26 protein-coding genes and 1 pseudogene are annotated in these 24,454 nt (G+C 66.9%); 17 read left to right on the top strand and 10 right to left on the bottom strand.

Going from position 1 to position 24,454, the window contains the following annotated elements; genetic code table 11:
- The 12 genes and pseudogenes from ACF8ME_RS05180 to ACF8ME_RS05125 all read left to right on the top strand — a co-directional run.
- Positions 1-877, top strand: a pseudogene (locus ACF8ME_RS05180) (type VI secretion system tip protein VgrG); the annotation flags it as partial.
- 15 nt (positions 878-892) lie between these two features.
- Positions 893-1,234: a PAAR domain-containing protein gene (locus ACF8ME_RS05175; RefSeq protein WP_128422780.1), complete on the top strand. Its 342-nt coding sequence runs from the start codon at positions 893-895 to the stop codon at positions 1,232-1,234.
- Between the two features lie 6 nt (positions 1,235-1,240).
- Complete coding sequence (locus ACF8ME_RS05170) at positions 1,241-1,849, top strand: DUF4123 domain-containing protein (RefSeq protein ID WP_392415541.1); 609 nt, start codon at positions 1,241-1,243, stop codon at positions 1,847-1,849.
- Entirely contained in the window at positions 1,846-2,250 is a 405-nt protein-coding gene (locus tag ACF8ME_RS05165) for a hypothetical protein (protein ID WP_392415539.1), read from the top strand. Before ACF8ME_RS05170 ends, ACF8ME_RS05165 begins: the two co-directional genes overlap by 4 nt.
- Entirely contained in the window at positions 2,247-3,002 is a 756-nt protein-coding gene (locus tag ACF8ME_RS05160) for a hypothetical protein (protein WP_065348076.1), read from the top strand. Before ACF8ME_RS05165 ends, ACF8ME_RS05160 begins: the two co-directional genes overlap by 4 nt.
- Positions 3,003-3,040: 38 nt before the next feature.
- The gene (locus ACF8ME_RS05155; protein WP_193726182.1) at positions 3,041-4,129 is read left to right on the top strand and encodes a type VI immunity family protein; all 1,089 of its coding nucleotides are present in this window, start codon (positions 3,041-3,043) and stop codon (positions 4,127-4,129) included.
- A gap of 33 nt (positions 4,130-4,162) precedes the next feature.
- The gene (locus ACF8ME_RS05150) at positions 4,163-5,257 is read left to right on the top strand and encodes a type VI immunity family protein (RefSeq protein WP_392415536.1); all 1,095 of its coding nucleotides are present in this window, start codon (positions 4,163-4,165) and stop codon (positions 5,255-5,257) included.
- A 34-nt stretch (positions 5,258-5,291) separates the two neighbouring features.
- Positions 5,292-5,960, top strand: coding sequence for a hypothetical protein (locus ACF8ME_RS05145; protein WP_392415534.1), 669 nt, complete (start codon positions 5,292-5,294; stop codon positions 5,958-5,960).
- 18 nt (positions 5,961-5,978) lie between these two features.
- The gene (locus ACF8ME_RS05140; protein ID WP_392415533.1) at positions 5,979-6,386 is read left to right on the top strand and encodes a type VI immunity family protein; all 408 of its coding nucleotides are present in this window, start codon (positions 5,979-5,981) and stop codon (positions 6,384-6,386) included.
- A gap of 12 nt (positions 6,387-6,398) precedes the next feature.
- Positions 6,399-6,920, top strand: coding sequence for a hypothetical protein (locus ACF8ME_RS05135; protein WP_392412353.1), 522 nt, complete (start codon positions 6,399-6,401; stop codon positions 6,918-6,920).
- A 159-nt stretch (positions 6,921-7,079) separates the two neighbouring features.
- Positions 7,080-7,904: a UPF0149 family protein gene (locus ACF8ME_RS05130; RefSeq protein ID WP_013804727.1), complete on the top strand. Its 825-nt coding sequence runs from the start codon at positions 7,080-7,082 to the stop codon at positions 7,902-7,904.
- Between the two features lie 33 nt (positions 7,905-7,937).
- Complete coding sequence (locus ACF8ME_RS05125; RefSeq protein ID WP_012202639.1) at positions 7,938-8,252, top strand: helix-turn-helix domain-containing protein; 315 nt, start codon at positions 7,938-7,940, stop codon at positions 8,250-8,252.
- On the opposite strand, the gene ACF8ME_RS05120 is transcribed toward ACF8ME_RS05125, so the two are convergent.
- The 5 genes from ACF8ME_RS05120 to ACF8ME_RS05100 all read right to left on the bottom strand — a co-directional run bounded on the left by ACF8ME_RS05120 (position 8,233) and on the right by ACF8ME_RS05100 (position 12,987).
- Positions 8,233-8,724 (bottom strand): CinA family protein, encoded by a 492-nt coding sequence (locus ACF8ME_RS05120; protein ID WP_392415531.1) that lies wholly within the window; start codon positions 8,722-8,724, stop codon positions 8,233-8,235. The genes ACF8ME_RS05125 and ACF8ME_RS05120 overlap by 20 nt on opposite strands.
- A 10-nt stretch (positions 8,725-8,734) precedes the next feature.
- On the bottom strand, positions 8,735-9,235 hold the full coding sequence (locus ACF8ME_RS05115; RefSeq protein ID WP_026062211.1) for a phosphatidylglycerophosphatase A: 501 nt from the start codon (positions 9,233-9,235) through the stop codon (positions 8,735-8,737).
- Positions 9,236-9,365: 130 nt separating this feature from the next.
- Positions 9,366-11,018 carry a DUF4139 domain-containing protein gene (locus ACF8ME_RS05110; protein ID WP_392415529.1) on the bottom strand — a complete coding sequence of 551 codons (1,653 nt, stop codon included), beginning with the start codon at positions 11,016-11,018 and terminating at the stop codon, positions 9,366-9,368.
- Positions 11,019-11,056: 38 nt separating this feature from the next.
- Positions 11,057-12,022, bottom strand: coding sequence for a thiamine-phosphate kinase (thiL, locus tag ACF8ME_RS05105; RefSeq protein ID WP_392415527.1), 966 nt, complete (start codon positions 12,020-12,022; stop codon positions 11,057-11,059).
- 65 nt (positions 12,023-12,087) lie between these two features.
- The gene (locus ACF8ME_RS05100) at positions 12,088-12,987 is read right to left on the bottom strand and encodes a LysR family transcriptional regulator (protein ID WP_047219821.1); all 900 of its coding nucleotides are present in this window, start codon (positions 12,985-12,987) and stop codon (positions 12,088-12,090) included.
- Between the two features lie 70 nt (positions 12,988-13,057).
- Here ACF8ME_RS05100 and ACF8ME_RS05095 point away from each other — a divergent pair, with 70 nt between their 5' ends.
- From ACF8ME_RS05095 to ACF8ME_RS05080, 4 genes are all read left to right on the top strand, one after another.
- The gene (locus ACF8ME_RS05095) at positions 13,058-14,506 is read left to right on the top strand and encodes an acyclic terpene utilization AtuA family protein (RefSeq protein ID WP_392415525.1); all 1,449 of its coding nucleotides are present in this window, start codon (positions 13,058-13,060) and stop codon (positions 14,504-14,506) included.
- Entirely contained in the window at positions 14,503-14,874 is a 372-nt protein-coding gene (locus ACF8ME_RS05090) for a hypothetical protein (protein WP_013804720.1), read from the top strand. Before ACF8ME_RS05095 ends, ACF8ME_RS05090 begins: the two co-directional genes overlap by 4 nt.
- Positions 14,875-14,922: 48 nt before the next feature.
- Positions 14,923-15,906: a Bug family tripartite tricarboxylate transporter substrate binding protein gene (locus ACF8ME_RS05085; protein ID WP_392415523.1), complete on the top strand. Its 984-nt coding sequence runs from the start codon at positions 14,923-14,925 to the stop codon at positions 15,904-15,906.
- A gap of 108 nt (positions 15,907-16,014) precedes the next feature.
- Positions 16,015-18,135 (top strand): alpha/beta hydrolase domain-containing protein, encoded by a 2,121-nt coding sequence (locus ACF8ME_RS05080; RefSeq protein ID WP_392415521.1) that lies wholly within the window; start codon positions 16,015-16,017, stop codon positions 18,133-18,135.
- A 20-nt stretch (positions 18,136-18,155) separates the two neighbouring features.
- Here the strand turns inward: ACF8ME_RS05080 and ACF8ME_RS05075 are convergent, their stop codons facing one another.
- From ACF8ME_RS05075 to apaG, 4 genes are all read right to left on the bottom strand, one after another.
- Positions 18,156-19,280 carry a YbdK family carboxylate-amine ligase gene (locus tag ACF8ME_RS05075; protein WP_013804717.1) on the bottom strand — a complete coding sequence of 375 codons (1,125 nt, stop codon included), beginning with the start codon at positions 19,278-19,280 and terminating at the stop codon, positions 18,156-18,158.
- Positions 19,270-20,532 (bottom strand): cation:proton antiporter, encoded by a 1,263-nt coding sequence (locus tag ACF8ME_RS05070; RefSeq protein WP_160854254.1) that lies wholly within the window; start codon positions 20,530-20,532, stop codon positions 19,270-19,272. The genes ACF8ME_RS05075 and ACF8ME_RS05070 overlap by 11 nt, the downstream gene beginning before the upstream one ends.
- A gap of 197 nt (positions 20,533-20,729) precedes the next feature.
- Positions 20,730-22,697 (bottom strand): site-specific recombinase, encoded by a 1,968-nt coding sequence (locus tag ACF8ME_RS05065; protein ID WP_392415519.1) that lies wholly within the window; start codon positions 22,695-22,697, stop codon positions 20,730-20,732.
- A 52-nt stretch (positions 22,698-22,749) separates the two neighbouring features.
- Complete coding sequence (gene apaG / locus ACF8ME_RS05060; RefSeq protein ID WP_016450604.1) at positions 22,750-23,157, bottom strand: Co2+/Mg2+ efflux protein ApaG; 408 nt, start codon at positions 23,155-23,157, stop codon at positions 22,750-22,752.
- 116 nt (positions 23,158-23,273) lie between these two features.
- Here apaG and rpe point away from each other — a divergent pair, with 116 nt between their 5' ends.
- A complete protein-coding gene (rpe, locus tag ACF8ME_RS05055; RefSeq protein ID WP_016450603.1) occupies positions 23,274-23,957 on the top strand; it encodes a ribulose-phosphate 3-epimerase in 684 nt (227 codons plus the stop codon).
- A 116-nt stretch (positions 23,958-24,073) separates the two neighbouring features.
- Here the strand turns inward: rpe and ACF8ME_RS05050 are convergent, their stop codons facing one another.
- Entirely contained in the window at positions 24,074-24,400 is a 327-nt protein-coding gene (locus ACF8ME_RS05050) for a CzcE family metal-binding protein (protein ID WP_392415517.1), read from the bottom strand.
- Positions 24,401-24,454 lie beyond the last annotated feature (54 nt).

The following is a 24,454-nucleotide window of genomic DNA, read 5'->3' as shown; positions in this document are numbered from 1 at the left end:
GGGCGACGCCAACGCCATCCGCTTCGAGGACAAGGCGGGCGCCGAACAGCTGTGGCTGCACGCGCAAAAGGACCAGCTCACCGAAGTCGAGAACGACGAAGACAAATGGGTGGGCAACGACCGGCGCAAGACGGTAGACCGGGACGAGACCAATGTCATCCACCGCGACCGCACGGAGACCGTGGACCGCAACGAGAAGATCGATGTCCACGGCTGGCGCACGGAGGTGGTGGACCTGGACGAGACCCTCACCGTCCACCAGAACCGCACGCGCACGGTGGACCTGGATGAAAGCATCCGCATCTGCAAGAACCGCACGAAAACCGTGGATGCCAATGGACGCGACAGCATCGGCCGCAACTGGACCCTGGCCACGGGGCGCATGAAATCCGAAACCGTGGGCATCGGCTACACGCAGGGCACGGGCCTGTTCAAGATGGTCACCGTGGGGTGTGCCTACAACCTCAACGTAGGCGCGGTGCTGATGAGCAACGTGGGTGTCCTGCGAAGCGACAGCGTGGGGATGGACTGGAGCCGGACCGTGGGGCGCAACCGCAGCGCGCAGGTTGGAAACGATGAAGGCCTCATCGTGGGCAACAACCGCAGCAGCACCATCCAGAACAACGACAGCACCGAGGTAGGGCAGGACCAGGCGGTCAACGTCGGCAACGACCACGCGCTGCGGGTGGGCGCCAACAGCCTGGTCGATGCGGGCGGACAGCTGGCCCTGGCGGCGGGCACCACGCTGACGGTCGATGGGCAACAGGTCATCGTCACCGGCACCCGAAGCATCCGGCTGCAATCGGGGGCGAGCTCCATCGAGATCTCTCCGGCCATGGTCGAGATCAAGTCGCCGCTGGTGAAGATCAACTGCTGAACCCGGGGCACTCGCATGGGACAACCTGCAGCAAGAGTGGGCGACGTGCACGCCTGCCCCGCCCACGGGGGCGGCGCCATTCTCTCCGGCCAGGCCGATGTGCTCATCGGCGGCATGCCGGCGGCCAGGGTCACGGACCAGGCGCTGTGCCCCCGTTCGCCGCCCGACGCCATTGCCGAAGGCGAAGCCACGGTACTGATCGGCGGCAGGCCCGCAGCCCGCATGGGGGACAGGACCGTGCACGGCGGCGTGGTCGTCTCGGGCTGCACCACCGTCTGGATCGGTGCGAATGCGGGCCGGTGCCTGGCCGAAGCCGCGCAATCGGGGGCCGCCTTCGTGTCGGCCATGGAGGACTGAATCGCCATGTCCACCTTGATCCCCCCAGGCCCCGGCACGCCGGACGACCTCCAGATGGCACGCCAGGCCGTGCTCGAAAAGGTGGCGGCGACCTATGACGGCCTGCTCTACGCCATCGTGGACGCGGCGGCGGATGAGCACCTGCATGACGCCATCCTGGCCGAGCCGCCGCAGTCCGGCATGACCTGCCTGTATGACGGCATGCCCGCCGCCCGCTATGCGCGCTACGCGCCCTATCTCATGCGGGTGCATGCAGGCAGTCCGCTGTTCCAGCGCTGGCCGCATGAAGGCTGGCAGGCGCACTGGGGCATTTTCCTGATCAGCCGGCTGCCGGCCCCTGCGCTCAAGCGCCATCTCAAGCGGTTTCTGCAGGCCAGGGGAGACGGCGGCCAGCGGCTGTGGCTGCGCTTTTACGACCCGCGCGTGCTGCCTCGCCTGCTGGCGCAGTTCGACCCGGCGCATCTGGGGGACTGGTTCCGCGGCCACAGCATCCTCGCCTGCCTGGCACCGCATCCCGAGGGGATCTGGGTCGGCATGGCGCAACGCAAGTTTCTGGACCACGTCACAGGCCTGGCGCGCCTGGACAACAGGCAATGGGAGGTGTCTTCGCCATGATGGAAATTTCAACCCTGGAAATGCAGCGCACGCTGCGCCGCAACCTCGTGCCCAGCGAAGAAGGGATTGCCGCCATCGTGCGGCAGACCTGCCATCTCAGCGAGCAGGATTGGCCGCATGACAGGCTGCTGGCCCATACCCGGCGAGGCCTTGACTGCGCGGTGGGCTGGGGCCTGTCGACGCCGGACGATGTCATCGGCTTCCTGGCCTTGCGCCACCAGTTTGGCGAACGCTTCGACGAGTTTCCCGCCGTGCGCAAGTTTCTCTCGCGCACCGACCTGCCGCCTGAGGGACGCATCCAGTTGATGATGCTTGAACTGCCTATGGGCATCTGGGACGTGGTGCGGCGGCGTACGTCGGCAGGCGAGTCCTCCTCGCCCCTGGAGGGCCCGGGTGCATGAGCTGCGAGCAACTGGTCCCCGCCTTCATCGCCCTCAATCGCCTGAAGCGGTCCAGGGACCTGTGCAAGGCCGTCGTGCTTGTGGGCTTCAACAAGGTATGCGGCACCCGGGACTTCGACAATGAACTGGACCGCAGGGCGCTGTGCGAGCTGTTTTGCTGCTGCATGACCGGCGGCCTGGGCCAGCGCTGCGTGGCCGGCGTGGTCATGCAGGCCGACGGGTTTGAAGGCTACCGGGGCTACTACAAGCAGGAAGTGCCGTACCTGAACAAGACCCCCGTCATGTCGCGCAGGGAGCCCGTACGACCCACGCGCAGCCGGCCTGCGGGCTCGCGCATCCCGGATGTGGTCGTGGTGAAGAACCCGCGCCTTCCGCCTGTGCTGGACAACGTGCAGCGGGTCTATGAGATGAAGTTTCCGGGGGATGGCTTTTCCAATGCTGAAGGGCCAGACGGCAAGAGTCAGTTTCATGCGTACCGAGAAATTTTCGAAGACAAGTTTCTCCAGAAGGCCTTGGACGCCGGAAGCTGCGCTTGCGACAGCGATGGAGAAAAGTCGAACGAAAGTGTGTTGAACCAGGCAGCGCGATGGCAGGCCAACAGGGAAAAGGCCATCTCTTTGGCAGAGCGGGTGAATGCGGATACGTCGGCTGCGGTGGGGGCTGCGGCCGGTGCGTCCGCACTGGGGCGGGTACTTCGAGGTGTAGGCGCGGTAGGGACTGCACTGGCAAGAGTCCTTGGGTTGTCATTCTGAAACGATGGCTTCGGTACGGTGAGATATGGAGGATGAATATGGCAAAAGATTTCAAAAAACCTTTGAGCACCAGAGAGCTGCAAAAAGCCACCGTGGCGACGATGGATATTCTCAAGGCGCTGGTACTGTGCAATCAGTTCGGTGATGTCTGTGCAAGAGCCGGCTGGACCATTGAAATGGTGTTCCATGAGGGAGATTCCTTGGCTGTGCGTGAACGTGCATGGAAAGTGGTTGATCTTTTTTGTGAGGCCGTAGGGAAGGAGAAATTGGTTTATTGGTATGACGGAATGCCTGCCATGCTGACCAGCGCAATGGCACAAAAGAAGTTGACCGCGAAGAAGCAGAAGAGCCTAGACAATCCTAAAGGTTATGCACTGATTTTTCATATGGCTTCCGGAAAGCCAAAGCCGCCTGAACTGTGGGAAAACAATGCACAAGACTTTCGCCTTTACTGTTGTATCAACAACGACGAAGGGCTTTGGATGAAGGATCGCTATCAATCACCTGGAATAGGGCCTGCCATGTCTTTCATCCGCATGGCATTTCCTGCATGGTGGGTTTTGAATCAACCGTCCGAGCGCAATGTCGGTTGGATCACCTCTCAAGTGGTGGAATTGATGCAGCCTTTCTGGGCTACGGCGGGTTGGGGCATCATGTCTGCTGTGGAAGAGCGCAATATCGATCCCGACGGAAAAGGTCAGCAAATACTCTATCCTTATCTTCAGCGATTTCCAGGATTGAATGCTTTAGGTAGCCACGCCTTGCAGAGTCATGACTTCAACAACGCTATGTACAGCATCAACTGGCTGAGTTTTGTCAGCGATGCATTGCTGGAAAAACTGGGTGGGCGGGAAGCGGTGCGCAAGCAGGTGGAGGCCAGCCAGTATCTTTCGGCCGGTGATGTCGGCAACTGCCTGGGAATCCGTGCAGGAGATTTCCCAGGACTGGGGGATATGGACCAGGGGCTGACGCTGCCCGCCTTTGGCGAGGTGGCACGCCTGCTCAAGCCTTTGCGCGCCAGATCCCGGCTCAACAGCTTCATCGGACCGCCGCCTTCTGGCTCGAATGATGAACATGCGTGGCTACTGGCATGCGATGCCTATATGAGCCGGTTTGATCTGTTCTGATTTATGGGATTCTGAAGGTACAGGGAGATGACGATGGCTGCGGAACATGATTTCAATTGGCCCTCAGGCAATCGGGAAGCGGATGCTGCCATGGCGGCGACATTGGATATTCTCAAGGCACTGGTATTGCGGAATAATTTTGGCAATATTTGCGCAAGAGCTGGCTGGACCGTCGAGATGGTATTCCATGAAGGGGATTCATTGGCTGTGCGCGAGCGCGCTTGGAAGGTGATAGATCTATTCATTGAAACCGTTGGTGCTGAGAAGCTTGCAATATGGTGGGGAATGGCTCCTGTTGCCATGGCCAGCGAGAAAGGGAGGGCGAGAATGGAAAAGCATAAGCCCAGTACGCTCAATAATCCGAAGGGGTTTGCAATGATGTTTGATCTAGCAACAGGCAATCCAAAACCTCCAGACGATTGGGTGGAGAATGCACAAGACTTTCGTCTTTACTGCCGTATCAACAACGACGAAGGGCTTTGGATGAAGGATCGCTATCAATCACCTGGCATAGGCCCTGCAATGTCTTTCATTCGCATGGCATTTCCTATCTGGTGGATTCTTGATCAACCGCCCGAGCGCAATGTGGGAAAAATTACCACCAAGCTAGTGGAGTTGATGCAGCCCTTCTGGGCCATTGCAGGCTGGGGCATCATGCCTGCAGTGGAAGAACGCAATATCGGACCCGACGGCAAAGGGCAGCAAATACTGTATCCCTACCTGCAGCGTTTCCCGGGTTTGAATGCCCTGGGCAGTCTTGCGTTGATGAGCCATGACTTCAACAACGCCATGTACAGCATCAACTGGCTCAGTTTTGTCAGTGATGCCTTGCTTGAAAAACTGGGCGGGCGAGAGGCCGTGCGAAAGCAGGTGGAGGCCAGTCAGTATCTTTCGGCCGGGGATGTGGGCAACTGCCTGGGAATCCGTGCGGGAGACTTTCCTGGTCTGGGGGATATGGATCAAGGACTGACGCTGCCCGCCTTTGGCGAGGCGGCGCGCCTGCTCAAGCCTGTCCGTGCCAGATCCCGCCTCAACAGCTTCATCGGACCGCCGCCTTCTGGCTCCAATGATGAGCATGCATGGCTGCTGGCATGCGATGCCTATATGAGTCGGTTTGATTTTTTCTGATTTCCGGGGATTATTAAGGAGTGGAGGAGCGGCAATGGATGCAAGACATGACTTCGACTGGCCATCGGTCAATGAAAAATCGGGCACCAACATGGTGGAAACACTGGATATTCTCAAGGGGATGGCGTTGCAGGATAGATTTGGATGTATTTGCGCACGAGCAGGCTGGACCATTGAAATGGTATTTCATGAAGGAGATTCTCTGGCTGTGCGTGAGCGTGCATGGAAGGTGGTTGATCTCTTTTGTGAGGCTGTCGGTAAAGAGAAGCTGGTTTACTGGCATGATGGTATGCCGGCTAGATTAATCAGTAGTGCGGCGCAGAAGAAACTGACCACGAAGAAGCAAAAGAGCCTGGATAATCCTAAAGGTTATGCAATGATGTTTCACCTGGCCTCTGGCTCGCCAAAGCCGCCGGAAGCGTGGACGGATAATGCACAAAACTTTCGTCTTCGCTGTTGCATCGCTAACGAAGAGTTCACATGGCTACATGACCGGCACACCTCCCCTGGAATAGGTCCTTCCATGTCTTTCATTCGCATGGCATTTCCCGCGTGGTGGATCATCAACCAGCCGCCAGAAAGCAATGTGGGTCGCATTACCTCTCAGGTGGTGGAATTGATGCAACCCTTCTGGGCCATTGCAGGGTGGGGAGTCATGTCAACGGTTGAAGAACGAAATATCGGACCTATTAGCCAAGGGTAGCAAGTACTCTATCCCTATTTGCAGCGGTTTCCTGGATTGAATGCCTTGGGCAGCCTTGCGTTGATAAGCCATGACTTCAACAACGCCATGTACAGTATCAATTGGCTGAGTTTTGTCAGCGATGCCTTGCTGGAAAAACTGGGCGGGCGGGAGGCGGTGCGCAAGCAGGTGCAGGCCAGCCAATACCTTTCCGCCGGGGATGTGGGCAACTGCCTGGGGATTCGGGCAGGAGATTTTCCGGGGTTGGGGGACATGGATAAGGGACTGACACTGCCAGCCTTTGGCGAGGCAGCGCGCCTGCTCAAGCCGATTCGTGCCAAATCCCGGCTCAACAACTTCATCGGCCCACCGCCTTCGGGCTCGAATGATGAACATGCGTGGCTACTGGCATGCGATGCCTATATGAGCCGGTTTGACGGGTTTTGAATGGAAAGCACCATGAAGCCACAGCCCATCGCCCCGTTGATGGATGCCGTGTTGCGCACGCTGGGACGGCACAGCCGGCAGGATTACCTGCGCCTGGCTCTGCACCAGGCGGGATTGAGCGATGCGCAGCTGCTGAAGATCGATCACGCCCCGCCTTACCCGGTGACATGGGCGGAGACGGGGCTGGGCCTGGTCCTTCAACGCCTGGCCTGGGGCGACATGCCAGGCGCTCCGACATGGGGCGTGCACAGCGTGACCCTGGATGCGCAGCGCTGGAAGGGGTCCTGGCCCATGGGCCTGGATCCGGAGACCGTGACCGCGCAGGAGTTCGTCAGCCTGCTGGCCCAGGACCAGTCCGAGGCGCTGTGCCTGCCCCAGATGGCCTGCTGCACGACCCGCGGTTTCGACGAGCAGACATGGGCACTGGTGGCAGTCTTTGGCGGCGCCAGCGGCGCTTTGCAGAATTTGACGATGAGCCGGGTCGGGGAATGGGTGGGGCTTTCCATGCTCCCGGCCTGGCAGGGAGCCGGGTAGCGGGTGGGCCACGTGGGCCATGTGGGGCGATAGGGCCCCGTGGGCGCCAGTTCCGACCGGGCGCCACGGACATGGCGGCGCGGCTACACTGCGGGCCATTCATTCGAGGGGCTGGCCGTGGCCGGTTCCTTCTCCCTGTTTCCCCTAGAGATTCCCGCCATGTCCAACGACGCCCACGAAGCCACCGCCCTGCCCGACGAGCCTGCCCTGACGCCCGAGGCGCTGGAGGAGCTTGACGATCTGCTCGACGAGCTGCGCACGCGCGGCGAGGAGATTCCGCAGTGGGAGTTCTGCGACGGTTTCCTGACGGCGCTGATCTGCACGCGCCGCGAGGTGCCGGCCGCCGAGTGGCTGCCCATGCTGCTGGGCGACGGCGGCACGCTGGAGGTGGCCGAGGGCCAGCCGCTGCCGCTGATGGAAGTGTTCAAGGACGCGGCGCAGCAGGCGCGTTTTCTGGAGCTGGTGGGCCTGCGCATGGACGAGATCCGCACCCAGCTGGACGCCGATGTGAAGACGCTGGAAGACGACCGCACCTTCCAGCCCGAGGCCATGGACATGCGCGGCGCCATCCTGTCGCTGCCCGAGGAAGAGCGTCCCGATGACGGCGAGATTCCCTCGTTCGGCCAGATCTGGGCGCTGGGCTTCATGTTCGTGGTCGAGAACTGGGCCGAGGAATGGGCCGCCCCGCGCGACAAGGAAGCCGCCGGCTGGCTCAACGAGGCGCTCAACGCCGTCGTGGCCCTGACCGAGGACGACACCGGCAAGCCCGAAGTCTGCATGTACGACGAGGACGGCCCCGCCAGCACCAGCCAGGAGCGCGTGGAGCAGTTCGGCGAGGCCATCTGGGCGCTGTACGACCTGCGCCAGATCTGGAAGAGCATGGGCCCGCGCCAGGAAACCATCGTCAAGGGCGAGCAGCCGGGCCGCAACGACCCCTGCCCCTGCGGCAGCGGCAAGAAGTTCAAGAAGTGCCACGGCGCCTGAGCGTCCGTGCCACAGGCTTTGGATGCACGGGCCATGAGACATATCGGTGAACGCATACGCGCCCGCCGCGCCGAACTGGGCATGACCCAGGGCCGGCTGGCCGAGGCCGCAGGCATCACGGCCTCGGCCGTGTCGCAGATCGAATCGGGGGCCATCCGCACCCTCAAGAACGACACCTTGGCCCGCGTGGCCCTGGCGCTGCAGACCACGGCGCTGGAGTTGACGGCGGGGCTTGAAGACGACAACGCGCCGCTGCCCGTGGACGAGCAGCGCCTGCTGGAAAGCTACCGCGCCCTGCCTGCACCGCTGCAGGAGATCGCGCACCGGCTCATAAAAGCCTTGCGCTGATCAGCGCATTGAGGCGCTGCAAGGCGTGTGCCACGGTGGCCTGGCGCACGGCGGCGCGGTCGCCGTCAAAGCGCAGGCATTCGCTGTGCGTGGTGCCGTACACGTTCCAGCCGAACCAGACCGTGCCCACGGGCTTGGCGGCGCTGCCGCCGCCCGGCCCGGCCACGCCTGTCACGGCCACGCTGCACTGCGCGCGTGAGTGGGCGACGGCGCCCTCGGCCATGGCGCGCGCCACGGGCTCGCTCACGGCGCCGTGTTCGGCGATCAGCGCCTCGGGCACGCCCAGCAGGTCGTGCTTGGCCGCGTTGGAGTAGCTGACAAGGCCGCGCTCGAACCATTCGCTGGAGCCGGCGCGGTCCGTGCAGGCCGCAGCGATCATGCCGCCCGTGCAGCTCTCGGCCGTGGCCAGCATCCAGCCGCGCTGCAGCAGCAGGCCTGCCAGGGTTTCGACGAGTTCGTTGGATGCGCTCATGCCAGCTCCTTCAGCCGATGAAATGGCGCCACAGGGCGATGACCAGCAGCGTGCAGAAGGCGGCCACCAGGTCATCGAACATGATCCCCCAGCCGCCGCGCCAGCCGAAGCCCTTGAAGCACCGGTCGGCCCATTTGACGGGCTGGGGCTTGGCGGCGTCGAAGAAGCGAAACAGCCCAAAGGCGATGAGCTGGCCCCAGAAGCCCGTGGGCATGACCAGCCACAGCACCAGCCAGAAGGCCACGATCTCGTCCCAGACCAGGTTGCCCGGGTCGGCCACGCGCATGTGGCGCGCCGTGACCGTGCAGGCCCACCAGCCCAGCGGAATGCTGCCCGCGATCAGCAGGCCGATCTGCTGGGGCGTGAACCAGTGCTGCAGCAGCAGGAAGGACAGCCAGGCCCACAGCGTGCCCACGGTGCCGGGCGCGATGCGCCCCAGCCCCGAGCCCAGCCCCATGGCGATGAAGTGGGCCGGGTGGGACATCATGAATTCCAGCGTGGGGCGTGCCATGCCGCCCTGCGGCGGGCCTTCCGGTGGGCGCGCCGCAGAGGCATAGGTGGGGGTAGCAGGATCGCCGGAAACCTCCGGCCGCAGCGGCGCGTCACTCATGGGGCGAGATCATAAGCGCGGCCCTGGTGCTTCACTGACGCTCTTCGACCGCCAGATCCTGCGGATGGCGGATCTGGTGGCGGGCCTCGAAGCTGGCGCTGGCGCCAGCGGCCAGCGGCTGCTGCCAGGCGATCATGCCGTTGCGGTCGTTCCAGCGCGTGGTGGACGGCTGCGGGTTGTATTGGGACTGCACGCGGATCTGCTCGTTGCGCGAGACGGGTGCGGCGTCCACCACTTGCAGCTCGATGGCGCGGTCATGGCGGTTGTCCACCTGGAAGCGCCGCGTGACCTGGCGTTCGGTGCTGCTGCTGAGCAGGCCGCCGCTGCCCGTGGCCGAGTCCACGGGCAGGTTGCGCACCACCACCTTGTCATCGCGGCCGAAGGACAGGCCCTGGGCCAGCGCGGCGGCGTTGCCGAAGTCCAGCCGGCCCTGGCCGGCGAAGGCGCCGTCGCGGAACAGGGCCACGGGGCCTGCGGGCCAGACACCGGCCGGCACGGCCAGCTGGGCCACCAGGTAGGCGGCCTCTTCCACGGCGGGCGCCGTGCGCGTGAGCAAGGTGGCCGGCAGGTTCTGCGAGCCCAGGGCCAGGGTCACGCGCTCGCTGCTGGAGGGCACGCTGATGCGGTAGGGCACGGAGAACTGCGTGGCGTAGGCGGTGTTGAGGCTGGCGACATCGAGCACCGGCAGTTCGGCGGCCTCGCTGGCCGCCCCGGGCTTGCGGGCGCGCTCCAGCATCATCGCAGGGGCCGCCGGGGCCGGCGCTGCCGCAGGGGCCATGGCGGCCACGGGGCGGGGCCGTTCCACATCCAGGGTCCAGGGATTGGGCAGGCGCGCCTGCGTGCTGCGCGAAGGCTGGCCCGTGGACAGCAGCAGCTGCACCTGGCTCCAGTCCTCACCGCTGTTCTGGGCCACCAGGGCCAGGCGTTCGATGGCCACCGTGCCCTTGGCCGGGTCCAGCTGGGCGCGGTAGGTGGGCTGCCAGCTCGGGCCGCGCACCTGGTAGGTGAGCTGCACATTGGCATCGGCCGGGCTGGCCAGTTGCACGGTGACCTTCATCACCTGGGCGTTGCCTGCGCCCGTGCGGTCGCGTTCGAGCTGCAGCGGCCTGAGCTGCTCCTGCAGCGCCTGCTTTTGCCGCAGGATCTGGTGGGCGCGCAGCGTGTTGCCACGGCTGGTGCTGCGCAGCGCCTCGGTGGCGGCGCCCAGCTGGCTGGCGGCGGGCAGGGCGGGGGCTTTGGCGTCATCGCCGGGCTTGGCCAGGCCTTGCAGGTAGTCGCCCACGAGCTTGGCGGCGGACTCGTCGGCCTCCAGCGCGGCCAACTGGTCTTCCAGCGTGCGGATCTGCTGCTCCAGCGGGCTGGCGCAGGCCTTGGAGGCCAGTTCGCGCGGCTGCGACTGCAGCTTGTAGTCGCCCAGGCGCACGCCGGCATCGGCGCTGACCTGCAGGCTCTGCGGGTCGATGGAGCCGGGCAGGCACTCGAACACCAGCTGGCGCGTGGCGGCCGTGATGCGCGCCGTGCGCTCCACCGAGGCCACGCCCGCATACAGGGTGACGCGCGCGATGGGGGCGCGGGCGATGGTGGCTTCCTGGGCTTGTGCCTGGGCCTGGACCGGGGTGCCTGCCAGCAGGAAGCAGGCGGCGGCCAGGGCAGAGAGGGCGGGCAGGGCGGAGCGTTGAACCATGGGCAGTCCTTCTCGGATGAAAGTGGTTTGGCGCGGCGTCAGGCCGCAGCGAAGTGGTCGAACGAGGTCCACCGGGGCGCCATGGCCGCTCCGTCCGGGCCGATCAGCCGCAGGCCTGGCTGCTCCTCGATGCAGCCGATGCGCGTGACGCGCGTGGCGGTGTCGCGGCCTGCGGCCTGCACGGCATCGCGCCTGTCGGCCGGGGCCGTGAAGCACAGCTCGTAGTCGTCGCCGCCGGACAGGGTGCACTGGTGCAGCAGGTCGATGGCCAGGGGCGTGTGCCGGCCGGCATCGAGCAGCGGCGTGACCAGGCGCGTGTCCAGGCTGGCGCCCACGCGGGATTGCTCGAGGATGTGGCCCAGGTCGCCCAGCAGGCCGTCGCTCACATCCAGCGCGCTGCTGGCAATGCCGAGCAGCGCCTGGCCCAGGGCCACGCGCGGCGTGGGCGCTTCCAGGCGCTGGCGCGCGGCGGCCAGCGTGCCGGGTGGCAAGGTGGTGTGGCCCAGCAGGGCTTCCAGCGCCAGGCGGGCATCGCCCAGGCTGCCGCTGACCCAGATGTCGTCGCCCGCGCGCGCGCCGCTGCGCAGCAGGGCCTGGCCGGGCGGCACTTCGCCGAAGACTGTGATGCAGATGTTCAAGGGCCCCTGGGTGGTGTCGCCGCCGACCAGCTCGCAGCCGTGGGCGTCGGCCAGCGCCAGCAGGCCGGCCGCAAACGCCTCGGTCCATGCCGCATCGGCACGCGGCAGGGACAGGGCCAGGGTGAAGGCCAGCGGGCGCGCGCCGCAGGCCGCCAGGTCGGACAGGTTCACGGCCAGGGATTTGTGGCCCAGCAGGCGCGGGTCCACGTCGGCGAAGAAATGCCGGCCCTCGACCAGCATGTCGCTGGAGACGGCCAGCTGCATGCCCGGCGCCGGGGCGAGCAGGGCGCAGTCATCGCCCACGCCCAGGGCGGCGCGGCGCACGGGGCGCTGGAAGAAGCGGCGGATCAGGTCGAATTCACCCACGGTGGCGGCTTTCGGATGCGTTTGGCGATCGGGCTATTGTGCTGCGAGGTTCGTGCTGCCCCGTATCAGGTGGTCTCGCCCGCACCGGGCCGATGTTCCAGCGCCAGCGCGTGGAAGGCCTGGGCGGCAGGCGACAGGCTGCGCTGGCGCCTGCGTACCAGGTACAGGTCGCGCCGGCGGTCGGCATCGGCCAGCGGGCGCGTCACCAGGCCAGGCTGCACGAAGTGGAACAGCGCCAGGGCCGGCACCACGCTGATGCCCAGGCCCGCGCGCACCATGCCCATCACGGTGGCCAGGTGTTCCACCTCCAGCAAGGTGTTGAGGGGCGGGGCCTGCTCCTGCGATTCCAGGTACTGGCGCACGCTGCTGTGGCGGGCGAGCTGGATGAAGGGTTGGTCCCGCAGGTCGGCCATGGCCGGCGCGGGCAGCGCTGCCAGCGCATGGTCGGCGCGGCAGACCAGGTGCAGCCGGTCGGCGCAGAACCATTCGGCCTGCAGCTCCTCGGTGTCGGCGCGGATGGCGGCCAGCGCCAGATCGGCCTGGCCCGAGGCCACCTGGGCGATGCAGGACTCGGACAGCAGGTCCGACACCTGCAGCTGTATGCCCGGATGGCGCGCATGGAACAGCGCCAGCACGGGTGGCAGCCAGGCCGCCGCCAGCGAAGGCAGCAGGGCGATGGACACGCGCCCGCGCTGCAGCGCCGCCGCCTCGCGCAGGCCGTGCACGGCATCGCCCAGGTCGGCGCGTATGCGCTGCGCGGCATCGAGGAACTGCGCCCCCTCCTGCGTCAGCGCCACATGGCGCGTGCTGCGGTCGAACAGGCGCACGCCCACGCCGTCTTCCAGCCCCTTGATCAGGGCGCTGAAGGCCGGCTGCGACAGATGGCAGCGCTGCGCGGCCAGCGTGAAGCTGCTGAGCTGGGCCAGGGCGATGAAGGCATCGAGCTGGCGGGAGGAGATATTCATCTGGTTTTTGGATGAGTTGATCCGAATAATCGATTTCACAGATTAGCAGCCCTTGCCTACATTGGCCTGCATGGACCACCTGGAAAACTCCTTTGCCCCGGACAAGCCCCCGCTGTGGGTGGGCTGCGCAGCCGGCTTCTCGGGCGACCGCACCGATGCCGCCGCGCCCGTGGTGCGCGCCCTGGCGGCCAGCGGCCAGAGCGCCTGCCTGATCTTCGAGACCCTGGCCGAGCGCACGCTGGCGCTGGCCCAGCTGGCGCGCCGCGAGCAGCCCGACGCGGGCTACGAACCCCTGCTGGAGGACCTGCTGGAGCCCGTGCTGGCCGACTGCCTGGCGCATGGCATACGCATCGTCAGCAACTTCGGTGCGGCGAATCCCGAAGGCGCGGCGCGCTGCATCCAGCGGCTGGCGCAGCGCCTGGGCCTGCGCGTGCCGCGCGTCGCCGTCGTGCATGGCGACGATGTCAGCGGCCCGGCGTACCGCGGGGCGCTGCGGGCCGCGCTGAGTGCGGAGTTTCCCGAGGATTCGCTGGTCAGTGCCAACGCCTACATCGGCGCGCGCGCGATTGCCGAGGCCCTGCAGGCCGGCGCCGAGATCGTGGTGGCCGGCCGCGTGTCCGACCCCTCGCTGACCCTGGGGCCGGCCATGGCGCATTTCGGCTGGGCCTGGGACGACTGGGACCGCCTGGCGCGCGCCACCATGGCAGGCCACCTGCTGGAATGCGGCGCCCAGGTCACGGGCGGCTACTTTGCCGACCCGGGCTTCAAGGACGTGCAGGGCCTGGCGCGGCTGGGCTATCCCATTGCCATCATCGAACCCTCGGGCGACTGCACCATCACCAAGCCCGAAGGCACGGGCGGCCTGGTCAGCGAACGCACGGTCAAGGAACAACTGCTGTACGAGGTGCACGACCCGGCCGCCTACCTGACGCCCGACGTGGTGGCCGACCTGTCCGAGGCCGAGGTGCACCAGGTGGGGCCTGACGCCGTGCGCCTGAGCGGCGTGCGCGGCCATGCGCACAACGGCCACTACAAGGTCAATGTCTGCCATGCCTCGGGCTGGCTGGCCGAGGGCGAGATCTCCTATGCCGGCCCGCGCGCCCTGGAGCGCGCCCGGCTGGCCGGCGAGGTGCTGCGCGAGCGTCTGGGCGGCGAGGCCGCAGGCGACCTGCGCCTGGACTGGATCGGCGTGGCCAGCGTGCTGGGCGACGACGCCGGCCGCTGGCGCGACGCGCAGCCGGCCGGTGCAGCCGCTCCCCAGGACGTGCGCCTGCGCGCCGCCTGGCTGCGCCCCACGCAGGCCCAGGCGCGGCGTCTGCCGCGCGAGGTCAACGCGCTGTACACCTGCGGGCCGGCCGGCGGCGGCGGCGTGCGCACGGCGCTGCGCGCGCGGCTGGGCACGGTGTCCTGCCTGCTGGCGCAGCAGAGCATCGCCACCGGATGGAAGTGGGCCGAGGGAGAGATCGACAAAGGGGTCGATAAAGGGGTCGAGAAAGAAGCCGGGGAGCACGCCGCATGAACACACTGCCAACCACGATGCCCGTCACCGTGCCGCTGTACCGCCTGGCGCACGGGCGCACGGGGGACAAGGGCAACCGCTCCAACATCAGCCTCATCGCCTGGAATGCCGCCTGCTGGCCCGTGCTGGTGGAGCAGATCACCGAAGAGCGCGTGGCCGCGCACTTCGCCGCCCGGCGCCCGGCGCGCGTGCAGCGCTTCGTGCTGCAGCGCCTGCAGGCCATGAACTGGGTGCTGGACGCGGTGCTGGACGGCGGCGTCAACGATGCGCTCAACCTCGACAGCCACGGCAAGGCGCTGTCGTACTGGCTGCTGCAGATGCAGGTCCACATACCGGCTTCGCTGCTGCCCCACCTGGCGCCGGAGTAGCCGGCAGGACCCGCCCGTCACACATTCATCACAACAAAGGAGACAGACATGCACTTTTCGCACAACTTCCCCCGCCGCCATGCGCTCGTGCTGACAGCCTGCGCGCTGGCAGCCGCCGCAGCACCGGCGCTGGCCCAGGACTATCCGTCCAAGCCCATCACCTTCGTCGTGCCGTTTGCGGCCGGCAGCGCCACCGACCAGCTGGCACGGGCGCTGGGCCAGGCCGTGACCACGGCGACCAAGCAGGCCGTGGTGGTCGAGAACAAGGGCGGCGCCAGCGGCATGATCGCGGCCCAGCAGGTGGCGCGCTCGGCGGCCGATGGCTACACGGTGCTGATCACCACCAACACCACGCATGCGGCCAACCAGCATCTGTACAAGAAGCTGCCCTATGACGCGGTCAAGGACTTCGCGCCCGTGGCCGGGCTGGGCAAGGGCGGCCAGGTGCTGGTGGTGCGCGCCGATGCGCCGTACAGGAACGTGGGCGATCTGCTGGCGGCGGCGAAGAAGCAGCCGGGCAAGCTGTCGTTCGGCAGCGGCAGCTCCTCCAGCCGCGTGGCCGGTGAAATGCTCAAGCAGCTGGCCGGCGTGGACCTGATGCACGTGCCCTACAAGAGCAATCCGCTGGCCATCACCGACCTGCTGGGCGGCCAGATCGACCTGATGATCACCGACACCTCCACCGGCGTGCCCCAGGTCAAGTCGGGCAAGCTGCGCGCCCTGGGCTACTCCACCACCCAGCGCAGCCCGCAGCTGCCCGAGGTGCCCACGCTGGAGGAAGCCGGCGTCAAGGGCTATGACATGGGCTACTGGTTCGCCGCCTATGCGCCGGCCGGCACGCCCGAGGCCGTGGTGGCCCGCCTGAACCGCCTTCTGTCCGACGCCGTGCACAGCGCGGGCGCCAAGTCCTTCTTCGACATGTCCGGCTCCCAGGGCTGGACGGCCACACCGCAGGAACTGGCCGCCTTCCAGGCCGCCGAGACCCAGAAGTGGGGCCAGGTGATCAAGGCCGCCGGCATCCAGCCCGAGTAGGCCGCTCCCCGCTCTCCCGTTCCCTTTTTTTCCGAACCGTCCTAGGCCGCCGCAATGCACGGCGGCCAGGGCGCAGCCTTGCCTGTGCCATGACCCCAAGGAGACAACATGCACATCAGATCCACCCATCCACTGGCCCTTGCCCTGGCCGCATCCGGGCTGCTGACCGCCTGCGGCGGCAGTGACTCGCCCGCCGGTTCGCAGGCGCCGCGCATGCAGCTGAGCATCAGCGCCACCGAGGACTTTGCCGGCAGCTACGGAAGTGTCGGCGCCTACGAAAAAGTCACCGGCGTGCTGCGCGGCGAGCTGGACCCGGCCGACCCGAAGAACGCCGTGATCCAGGACCTGGCGCTGGCGCCCGTCAATGCGCGCGGCATGGTCGAGTACAGCACCGACTTCGTCATGCTCAAGCCCAAGGACATGTCCAAGGCCAGCGGCGTGCTGCGCTATGACGCGCCCAACCGCGGCAACATCCTGACCATGCCCAACCCCACGGCCACGCCCGGCGATGCGGTCTACCTGGAGCGCGGCTATGTGCTGCTGTACTCGGCCTGGCAGGGCGATGTGCCCAAGTCCACGCCCGCGCGCCTGACGGTCACCGTGCCCGTGGCCCGCAACAAGGACGGCAGCAGCATCACGGGCAGCTACCGCACCGAGCTGGTCCCGGCCGCCGCCGTGCCCTCCATGGCCCTGCCCGGCGGCGTGTTCAACGGGACCATGATCCCCTACGAGCCCGCCAGCCTGGACAACACGCAGGCCGGCTACTCGCTCACGCGCCGCATCAACGAAACCGATGCGCGCCAGACCGTGCCTGCGGGCGACTGGAAGTTCGCCAGCTGCGATGCCGCCGCCAATCCCTTCCCCGGCACACCCAGCGCCACCAATGTCTGCCTGAAGGGCGGGTTCGATCCGCAGTACCTCTACGAGCTGGTCTATGTGGCCAAGGACCCCAAGGTCATGGGCGTGGGCCTGGCCGCGCTGCGCGACACGGTGAGCTTCTTCCGCGCCAAGGCGGCCGATGCCGACGGCAAGGCCAATCCGCTGGCCGGGCGCATCACGCACACCATCGGCCAGGGCACCTCGCAGTCGGGCAATGCCATGAAGACCTTCCTGCACCTGGGCTTCAACCAGGCGCTCGATGGCGGCAAGGTCTTCGACGGCATGTATGCCCATGTGGCCGCGCGCCAGACCAACATCAACACGCGCTTTGCCGTGCCCGGCGGCGGGGGCGGCCTGCGCACCGACCACACGGCCTTCGGCCAGACCGCGCCGCGTGGCCTGGACAAGGACTACAGCGATGAGGTCAGCGGCCGCCAGGGCGGCGTGATGAAGCGCTGCGAAGCCAGCAACACCTGCCCCAAGTTCTTCCTGGGCCTGTCGGGCACGGAGTTCTGGCAGCTGCAGGGCTCGCCCGTGCTGACCGATGCCAACGGCCTGCGCGACATCGCCCAGCCCGCCAATGCCCGCATCTACTACTACGCCAGCACGCAGCACGGCGGCGCAGGCGGCACGGCCAGCATCGGCTACGCGCCCACGCGCAATGTCTATCCGGCCGGCACCGTGGTGCACTTCAACGACACCTTCCGCGCGCTGTTCATCGCGCTGGAGGACTGGGTGGTGCGCGGCACCGAGCCGCCGGCCAGCCAGGTGCCCAGGCTGGCCGACGGCACCCTGGTGCGGCCCGACAAGTTGGTCTTTCCCGCCATGAAGGGCCTGAGCTGGAGCGTGGGCGGCGTGCAGACCGCCATCCCCGAGTTCCGCTACCTGGCACGCCACAACGGCTTTGCGCTGCTCGACTTCGGCCCGCAGTACGTGCCGCAGGACGAAAGCGGCATCGCCACGCTGCAGCCGCCGCGCGCCACGGGCAAGGACTACGCCATCCTCGTGCCCCAGGTCGATGCGGGCACCGGCCTCACGCGCGCCGGCATCCGCAGCGTGGAGGCGCGGGCACCGCTGGGCACCAGCATGGAGTTCAACTACGTGGCCACGCCGGGCATCGTGGACCTGTCCAACCTCACGGGCAGCTTCATCCCCTTCCACAAGACGCGCGCGGCGCGGCTGGCAGCCGGTGACGGGCGGCCGTCACTGGAGGAGCTGTATGTCGACCAGGCCGGCTACGTGAGCGCCGTCACGGCCGCGGCCCAGGACCTGGTGCGCCAGCGCCTGCTGCTGCAGCGCGACGCGGACGCGCAGATCACCGCCGCGCGTGCGGCGGCGGTGCTGCCTTGAGCCTGCGCTGAACGCAGGCCTCAGACGGCCTGGCCGCGAAAGCGCATGGCCGCCTGGCGCGAGACCTCGGCCAGCAGCTGCTCGCTGCGCTGGCGTTCGCGCAGCCAGCGGGCATCGTTGCTGCCGGCGGCCACGTCGCTGCGCAGCAGGTGCAGGGCGGGCGCGGCGCCATGGCGGGCCGCGTAGTCGGCCACGGCATCCATGGTCTTGAGGATGTGGTCGGCCAGCGGCATGTGCTCGCCCGTGGCCGGGTCCACGTACACGGCCTCCAGGCCGAAGCGGCAGGCCTGGAAGCGGTTGTAGGTGTAGACCAGGTAGTCGTCCTCCACGGGCGTGAAGGGCTGGGTGTCCATGAACCAGGCGGCCAGCGCCTGCACATAGCCGGACAGGGCGGCTGCGCGCTCGATGGTCAGCGGCGTGTCGAACACGCGGATCTCGATGGTGCCGAACTCGGGCTTGGGCCGGATGTCCCAGTAGAAGTCCTTCATGCTCTTGACCACGCCAGTGCGCGTCATCTTGTCGAAGTACTGCTCGAACTCGCTCCAGTGCAGCACGCAGGGCGCGCGGCCCGACAGCGGAAAGGCGAACACCGAGTTCAGCCGCGCCGAGTCGAAGGCCGTGTCATGGCCCTGCACATAGGGGCTGGAGGCCGACAGCGCAATGAAGTGGGGGATGTAGCGCGACATGCGGTGCAGCATCAGCAGCGCCGCGTCGGCGTCGGGGCAGCCGATGTGCACGTGCTGGCCGAAGATGGTGAACTGCTTGGACAGGTAGCCGTACAGCTGCGACAGCTCCTGGAAGCGCGGCTTGTCGTAGATGCGCCGCTCATGCCACTGCTGGAAGGGGTGGGTGCCGCCGCCCACCACGGCGATGTTGAGCTTGTCGGCGCTTTTGACCAGGGCATCGCGGATCTGGCTGAGCTGGCCCAGCACCTCGGAGGCCGAATGGCAGACGCTGGTGGAGATCTCGATCATGCTGTTCGTCATCTCGGGCACCACGCTGCCGGGCAGCGGGTTCTTGAGCATGAGGCGCAGCATGTCCTCGGCGTAGGGGGCCAGGTCGTAGTCGTGGGTGTTGACCAGCTGCAGTTCCAGCTCCACGCCCAGGGTCAGCGGTTCGGACGAGTTGAAGGCTTCAAGACTCACGTTCATCTCCTGCGGTGTTCGAGCGGCTCAGCGGCTTCCAGGGACGGGAGCTTTCGCCGGAGCGGTAGATGGCCACGGTGGCCAGGGCGGCGCCCAGCACCTCCATCACCAAAATGGTGGGCAGGGCCACGCCTGCGATCTGCGCGCCCAGCTCGGGCGCGGCGGCCACGAACTGCGAGGCGATCAGCAGCGCCACCGATGACATGGGCGCCATGGCGCAGCCCACCCAGAAGGCCTGGCGCCAGTTGGCGCCCGTGCCCACATTGCCCACGGCCACGCCCAGGGTCTTGGCGACCAGGCGCGCCAGGATCACGGCGCCCACCACGCCGGCCACCGGCGCGCTCCAGTCGGCCTGTGCGGCCACGGTGGAGACCAGCACGAACATCAGCATGGTCAGCAGCGAGGCCGCCGTGCCCAGCTGGCGCGGCCAGGCCCAGGGGCGCGGGTTGAACTGCTTGAGCAGGATGCCGCCCAGCAGCGCCGCCAGCGGCGCCGAGCCGCCCAGGTACGAGGTCAGCGGCACGCTGGCCGAGATCAGGGTGAGAAAGAGGATGGAGGTGTTCTCGCTGGCCGGACTCATGAAGCGCAGCGCCAGGCGCATCAGCACGGCCAGCACCAGGGCCACGGCCACCGAGACGCCCAGCACCACCAGCACCGGCATGATCGAGGCCACGAAGCCGGCCTTGGGCTGCGTCAGCATGCCCGCCTTGGCGCTGCCCAGGGCCAGCGCATACAGCGTGGACAGGGTGGACAGCACCAGGCCGCGATCGGTCACGGCGCCTGCGGCACGCATGTCGGCCACCACGCGCGTCAGCACCAGGGGCGAGGCCGCCATGGCCACCAGGGCCAGCGGCCCGGCCACTTCGGGGGCCATGCCCAGCCAGCCCAGCACCAGGGAGACCAGCATGTAGGTCAGCGCGGACTCGGCCACGCTTTGCACCAGCACCATGGGGTTGTGGCGGAACCAGCGCAGCGTGATGCGCCCGCCGCATTCGAACAGCACGATGGCCACGCCCAGCTCCAGCAGGAACAGCCCCGTGCCCTGCAGCGGCCAGGTGGTGTTGGCCCCAAAGCCGATCAACCCGGCAATGCCGCCGACCAGCGAGTAGCCGACCACCTTGGGCAGGGCGGCATGGCGCTGGCAGGCATAGCCGACCATGGTGGCCACGGCCAGCAGCAGGGACCACTGCACCGTGGCCAGCCCGGCCGAAGGCCGCAGCCACGGTTCCCAGAAGCTCAGCATGTCATTCATCAGCGACGTCCTTTGCGCGAGCCAGCGGCCCGCAAGCGAAGCTCCGCAAGGCCTTCCCTGCGGCGCGGGCAAGCCCGCGTCCCGTGCGCCTGGCACGGGACACTTCGTTGGCGATCCACTGGCGTGACTGCCGGGCTGCAAGGCCGGGCGGGCACGCCAGCACGTGGGTTCCGCGTGGTTCCCGAGGTCCCGCAGGCTCAGGGGCGGAAGAAACTCAGCGGCGCTGTGCGCAGACGGCGGCGGATGGCCGAATAGATGCGCGAGCGGTCGACTCCGCTGACATTGTGTGCCCTCAGCGCAACGCGGAATGCCAGATAAAAGCTGACAGTGACGTTCAACGCGCCATTGACGGGCAGCAAGGCAATCGCCCACCAGAAGATGTGGGAGTGCAGAACCTCCCAGCCCAGGGCGGCCATGGCGGCCCCGATCTGGCCGGCCGACAGCGTGACGTGGCGCACCTCCAGCCCCAGGCCGAAGAAGGCCGCGAAGGCCGGCACGAGGCCCAGCATCATGCCCAGCGAGACATTGGCGGCAAAGCCCGAGATGTTCTTGCGCCAGAAATGCGCCCAGCGATCCGCGCGCCCGGCGCCCAGCCAGCGCGTGATGCCGGGGTTGTAGCGGATCACCGAGTCCAGCCGGCGCAGCACGAACCAGTTCTCGGCCCAGCCCGCGATCAGGCTGCTGGCAAACAGCAGCACGCCCGTGAAGGCAGCGAACAGCGGCGACAGGCCCAGCAGGCTCAGCGAATCGAGCACGGCAATCGCATGCGGCTCGTCGATGGGCGTGTGGCCGAACAGCTGGGCATAGCCCAGCGACAGCAGCAGCACCATGGGCAGCACCACCAGCACGTTGCCCAGCACGGCCGCCACCTGGGAGCGCACCAGGTGCGCGACCTCGTCCACGAATTCCTCGATGGCCTCGCTGGCGCGCAGGTCCTTGAGCTTGGCGGCCATGGCCGGCGCCGTCATGGCCGGCTGCTTGGTGGCCACCGTGAAGTGCAGCAGCTGGATCAGCACGAAGCTGATGGAGTAGTTGATGCCCGCGGCCAGCCCGCCCCAGAACGCCGACAGCCCCAGCGCGTAGAGCGCGAACTTGAGCAGCGTGGTGAAGGCCATCACGAAGCCGCCGCCGGCGGCCTTGGTCACCATGGACAGGTACTCGCGGCCCGTGCGCGTGATGTAGTGCTCGCCGGTCTCGGCGCTGCGCTCGGCCACCTTGGCGGCCAGCAGCGAGGTATTGGTGGCCAGCAGGGCGCGCAGGCTGCGCCGCTCGATGCCCACGGACACCAGGTTGGCCAGCAGGTCGGCCGTCTCGGTGGCGCGGTTGTCGGCCACCAGGCAGTCGAGCAGGCGCCTGACGCGCAGGATGCGCGCGCGCAGCTGGCGCAGGCGAAACACCAGGCCCACCGAAATCCCTTCGGACTCGAAATGCGCGTACACCGATGTCACGGCCGCGCGGCAGGCATCCAGCCGTTCGCGCAGCCGGGCCTCGGCCGCGTCGCGCCGGTCGTTGGTGCGCAGCGCGTGCAGCACCTCCACGCGCAGGCTTTCCGCATCGTGGATCAGGGCGTGGAAGGGCTGGTCGTCGCGCGCCTGCTCGTCCATGCGCAGGCGCAGCTCGGGCGAGAAGCCCGTGGACAGGATCTGTCCCGTGCAATAGGTGATGGAGCCCAGCAGGCTGTTCTGCCAGAAGCTGCTGCCCTGGCCCTCGCTGCCATCGGTCAGCAGTACGGCGATGCGCTCGAGCAGGGCCGCGTCCAGCGCATGCAGCCAGCGCGCGTCGAATTCGTCGGGCATGGCCAGCATGAACAGCTCGGAGGCATCGACCGTCTCTGGCGTGCTGGGCAGCAGCTTGTAGCGCACGCGCTCGGACAGCTCGCTGAACATGTTGGTGCGCGGCGCAAAGCCGAAATCGGCCAGCAGCGCCGTGATGTCCACGGTATCGATGAAGCGCAGCCACCACGCATGCAGGCGCTGGCGCACGGCCGGATCGGCCTCCACGGCCTCCACCAGCAACTGCACGCGCTGCACCGCGCCGTCCACCGACGGCTTGGGCGCGCGCACCCACTCCAGCAGGTGGATCAGCCAGATATGGCGGTGCGCGAGGTCGGCCTCGGGGTCGAGTGCGGCCAGAAGGCCGGGCAGGTCTTGGGTGATTCGCTTCATGTAGGGGTCTTGCGGCAGGGCGGAAGACTAGCGCCTCCCCCGAGGAACGCGCTCAGTGCAGCACGCGGTTGTCAGGGTCTGGAAAGCTGTCGCCGCCAGCGCCCGACTGCAGATGAAAGCGCGGGATGGGGCACTCGAAGACTTCGCCCTCGTGGCTGATGCACAGATAGGTGCCCTGCATGCTGCCGTTGGGCGTGCGCAGCTGGCAGCCGCTGGTGTACTCGAAGGTCTCGCCGGGCTGCAGCAGCGGCTGGCGGCCGATCACCCCCAGGCCCTTGACCTCTTCGACATGGCCCAGCTCGTTGGTGATGATCCAGTGGCGCGCGATCAACTGGCCCGGCACCTGGCCGGTATTGGTCACGGTGATCGTGTAGGAGAAGGCGTACACGCCTGCCGCTGGAGCGGATTGCTCTGGCAAAAAGGCGGGGCGGACCTGGACCTGGAACTCGTTCATGGGCATGGCGGCAATGGTAACTGCCCGCAATGTACCGGCTTGCGAACGTCCCCACGCGCCGCCGCCCATGGCTTTGTGCCGTCGCTGGTGCCGGCATGGGCTAGCTGCGACAATCGCAGGCCATGAGCCCCACCTACCGCATCGCCCCCTCCATCCTGTCTGCCGACTTCGCCCGTCTGGGTGACGAGGTCAAGAATGTGATCGCCTCCGGCGCCGACTGGATCCACTTCGACGTGATGGACAACCACTACGTGCCCAACCTCACGTTCGGTCCCATGATCTGCGAGGCCCTGAAGCCCCATGCGAAGACGCCCGACGGCCAGCCCGTGCCCGTCGACGTGCACCTGATGGTCACGCCCGTGGACGAACTGGCCACGGCCTTCGCCAAGGCCGGCGCCGACTACATCAGTTTCCACCCCGATGCCACGGCCCACGTGCACCGCAGCATCCAGAACATCCGTGCCCAGGGCGCCAAGCCGGGCCTGGTGTTCAACCCGGCCGCCTCGCTGGACGTGCTGGACTGGGTCATCGACGACATCGACCTCATCTTGCTGATGAGCGTGAACCCCGGCTTCGGCGGCCAGAGCTTCATCGACAGCACGCTGCGCAAGATCGAGGCCGCGCGCAAGCGCATCGAGGCCAGCGGCCGCGACATCCGCCTGGAGGTGGACGGCGGCATCAAGGAAACCAACATCCGCCGCGTGGCCGATGCCGGTGCCGACACCTTCGTGGCGGGCAGCGCCATCTTCGGCAAGCCCGACTACAAGGCCGTGATCGACGCCATGCGCGGCGCCCTGGCGGCCTGAGCTTCGGCCTGCCTCCAGCAACGAAAAGGGCCCGCGAATTGCGGGCCCTTTTTTTGCTGCGTCGAGTTGCGTTGAGTTGGATTCTGCGCAGCGCAGGCCGCAGCGACGCGGCCCCTTCAGCCGCCTCGCTCGTGCTCTGCGGGCATGACGAAGATGCTGCGGCCCTGCGTGTCGAAACCGGGCGGCGCAAAGCGCGCCACCGGCACATGGCTGTGCCGGATGGAGCTGACCTTCCACGCGAATGTCCTGCCCTTGCTGGTGAAATTGAGGGTTTCGCCGCAGGTGACGTTGATGGGCATCTTCTGCGACAGATCGACGCTACGGTAGGAGCCTGCAGGCGCGGGCGAGCCGTAATGCGATTGACCGTTGGGAAAAGTGTCCGCATGGGCCATTGGGCAGGCAAGAAAAATGCCTGCGATATACAGGGCATTGATGTTTTTCATGAAATGCTCCTTGGCGCAAATGGGATTTTCAATTCAAACGGAACATGGATGGAT

The organism is Delftia sp. WSY_7 (assembly GCF_043104845.1).
GTDB classification, from domain to species: Bacteria; Pseudomonadota; Gammaproteobacteria; order Burkholderiales; family Burkholderiaceae_C; genus Comamonas; species Comamonas tsuruhatensis.
This window is presented reverse-complemented; position numbering and strand designations above follow the sequence as displayed.

What these genes read in the sequence shown, in the direction of transcription:
- ACF8ME_RS05175 (WP_128422780.1), top strand. Translation starts at nt 893, where the DNA reads ATGGGACAACCTGCAGCAAGAGTGGGCGACGTGCACGCCTGCCCCGCC.
- ACF8ME_RS05170 (WP_392415541.1), top strand. Translation starts at nt 1,241, where the DNA reads ATGTCCACCTTGATCCCCCCAGGCCCCGGCACGCCGGACGACCTCCAG.
- ACF8ME_RS05165 (WP_392415539.1), top strand. Translation starts at nt 1,846, where the DNA reads ATGATGGAAATTTCAACCCTGGAAATGCAGCGCACGCTGCGCCGCAAC.
- ACF8ME_RS05160 (WP_065348076.1), top strand. Translation starts at nt 2,247, where the DNA reads ATGAGCTGCGAGCAACTGGTCCCCGCCTTCATCGCCCTCAATCGCCTG.
- ACF8ME_RS05155 (WP_193726182.1), top strand. Translation starts at nt 3,041, where the DNA reads ATGGCAAAAGATTTCAAAAAACCTTTGAGCACCAGAGAGCTGCAAAAA.
- ACF8ME_RS05150 (WP_392415536.1), top strand. Translation starts at nt 4,163, where the DNA reads ATGGCTGCGGAACATGATTTCAATTGGCCCTCAGGCAATCGGGAAGCG.
- ACF8ME_RS05145 (WP_392415534.1), top strand. Translation starts at nt 5,292, where the DNA reads ATGGATGCAAGACATGACTTCGACTGGCCATCGGTCAATGAAAAATCG.
- ACF8ME_RS05135 (WP_392412353.1), top strand. Translation starts at nt 6,399, where the DNA reads ATGAAGCCACAGCCCATCGCCCCGTTGATGGATGCCGTGTTGCGCACG.
- ACF8ME_RS05130 (WP_013804727.1), top strand. Translation starts at nt 7,080, where the DNA reads ATGTCCAACGACGCCCACGAAGCCACCGCCCTGCCCGACGAGCCTGCC.
- ACF8ME_RS05125 (WP_012202639.1), top strand. Translation starts at nt 7,938, where the DNA reads ATGAGACATATCGGTGAACGCATACGCGCCCGCCGCGCCGAACTGGGC.
- ACF8ME_RS05120 (WP_392415531.1), bottom strand. Translation starts at nt 8,724, where the DNA reads ATGAGCGCATCCAACGAACTCGTCGAAACCCTGGCAGGCCTGCTGCTG.
- ACF8ME_RS05115 (WP_026062211.1), bottom strand. Translation starts at nt 9,235, where the DNA reads ATGGCACGCCCCACGCTGGAATTCATGATGTCCCACCCGGCCCACTTC.
- ACF8ME_RS05110 (WP_392415529.1), bottom strand. Translation starts at nt 11,018, where the DNA reads ATGGTTCAACGCTCCGCCCTGCCCGCCCTCTCTGCCCTGGCCGCCGCC.
- ACF8ME_RS05100 (WP_047219821.1), bottom strand. Translation starts at nt 12,987, where the DNA reads ATGAATATCTCCTCCCGCCAGCTCGATGCCTTCATCGCCCTGGCCCAG.
- ACF8ME_RS05095 (WP_392415525.1), top strand. Translation starts at nt 13,058, where the DNA reads ATGGACCACCTGGAAAACTCCTTTGCCCCGGACAAGCCCCCGCTGTGG.
- ACF8ME_RS05090 (WP_013804720.1), top strand. Translation starts at nt 14,503, where the DNA reads ATGAACACACTGCCAACCACGATGCCCGTCACCGTGCCGCTGTACCGC.
- ACF8ME_RS05085 (WP_392415523.1), top strand. Translation starts at nt 14,923, where the DNA reads ATGCACTTTTCGCACAACTTCCCCCGCCGCCATGCGCTCGTGCTGACA.
- ACF8ME_RS05080 (WP_392415521.1), top strand. Translation starts at nt 16,015, where the DNA reads ATGCACATCAGATCCACCCATCCACTGGCCCTTGCCCTGGCCGCATCC.
- ACF8ME_RS05070 (WP_160854254.1), bottom strand. Translation starts at nt 20,532, where the DNA reads ATGAATGACATGCTGAGCTTCTGGGAACCGTGGCTGCGGCCTTCGGCC.
- ACF8ME_RS05065 (WP_392415519.1), bottom strand. Translation starts at nt 22,697, where the DNA reads ATGAAGCGAATCACCCAAGACCTGCCCGGCCTTCTGGCCGCACTCGAC.
- apaG (WP_016450604.1), bottom strand. Translation starts at nt 23,157, where the DNA reads ATGCCCATGAACGAGTTCCAGGTCCAGGTCCGCCCCGCCTTTTTGCCA.
- rpe (WP_016450603.1), top strand. Translation starts at nt 23,274, where the DNA reads ATGAGCCCCACCTACCGCATCGCCCCCTCCATCCTGTCTGCCGACTTC.
- ACF8ME_RS05050 (WP_392415517.1), bottom strand. Translation starts at nt 24,400, where the DNA reads ATGAAAAACATCAATGCCCTGTATATCGCAGGCATTTTTCTTGCCTGC.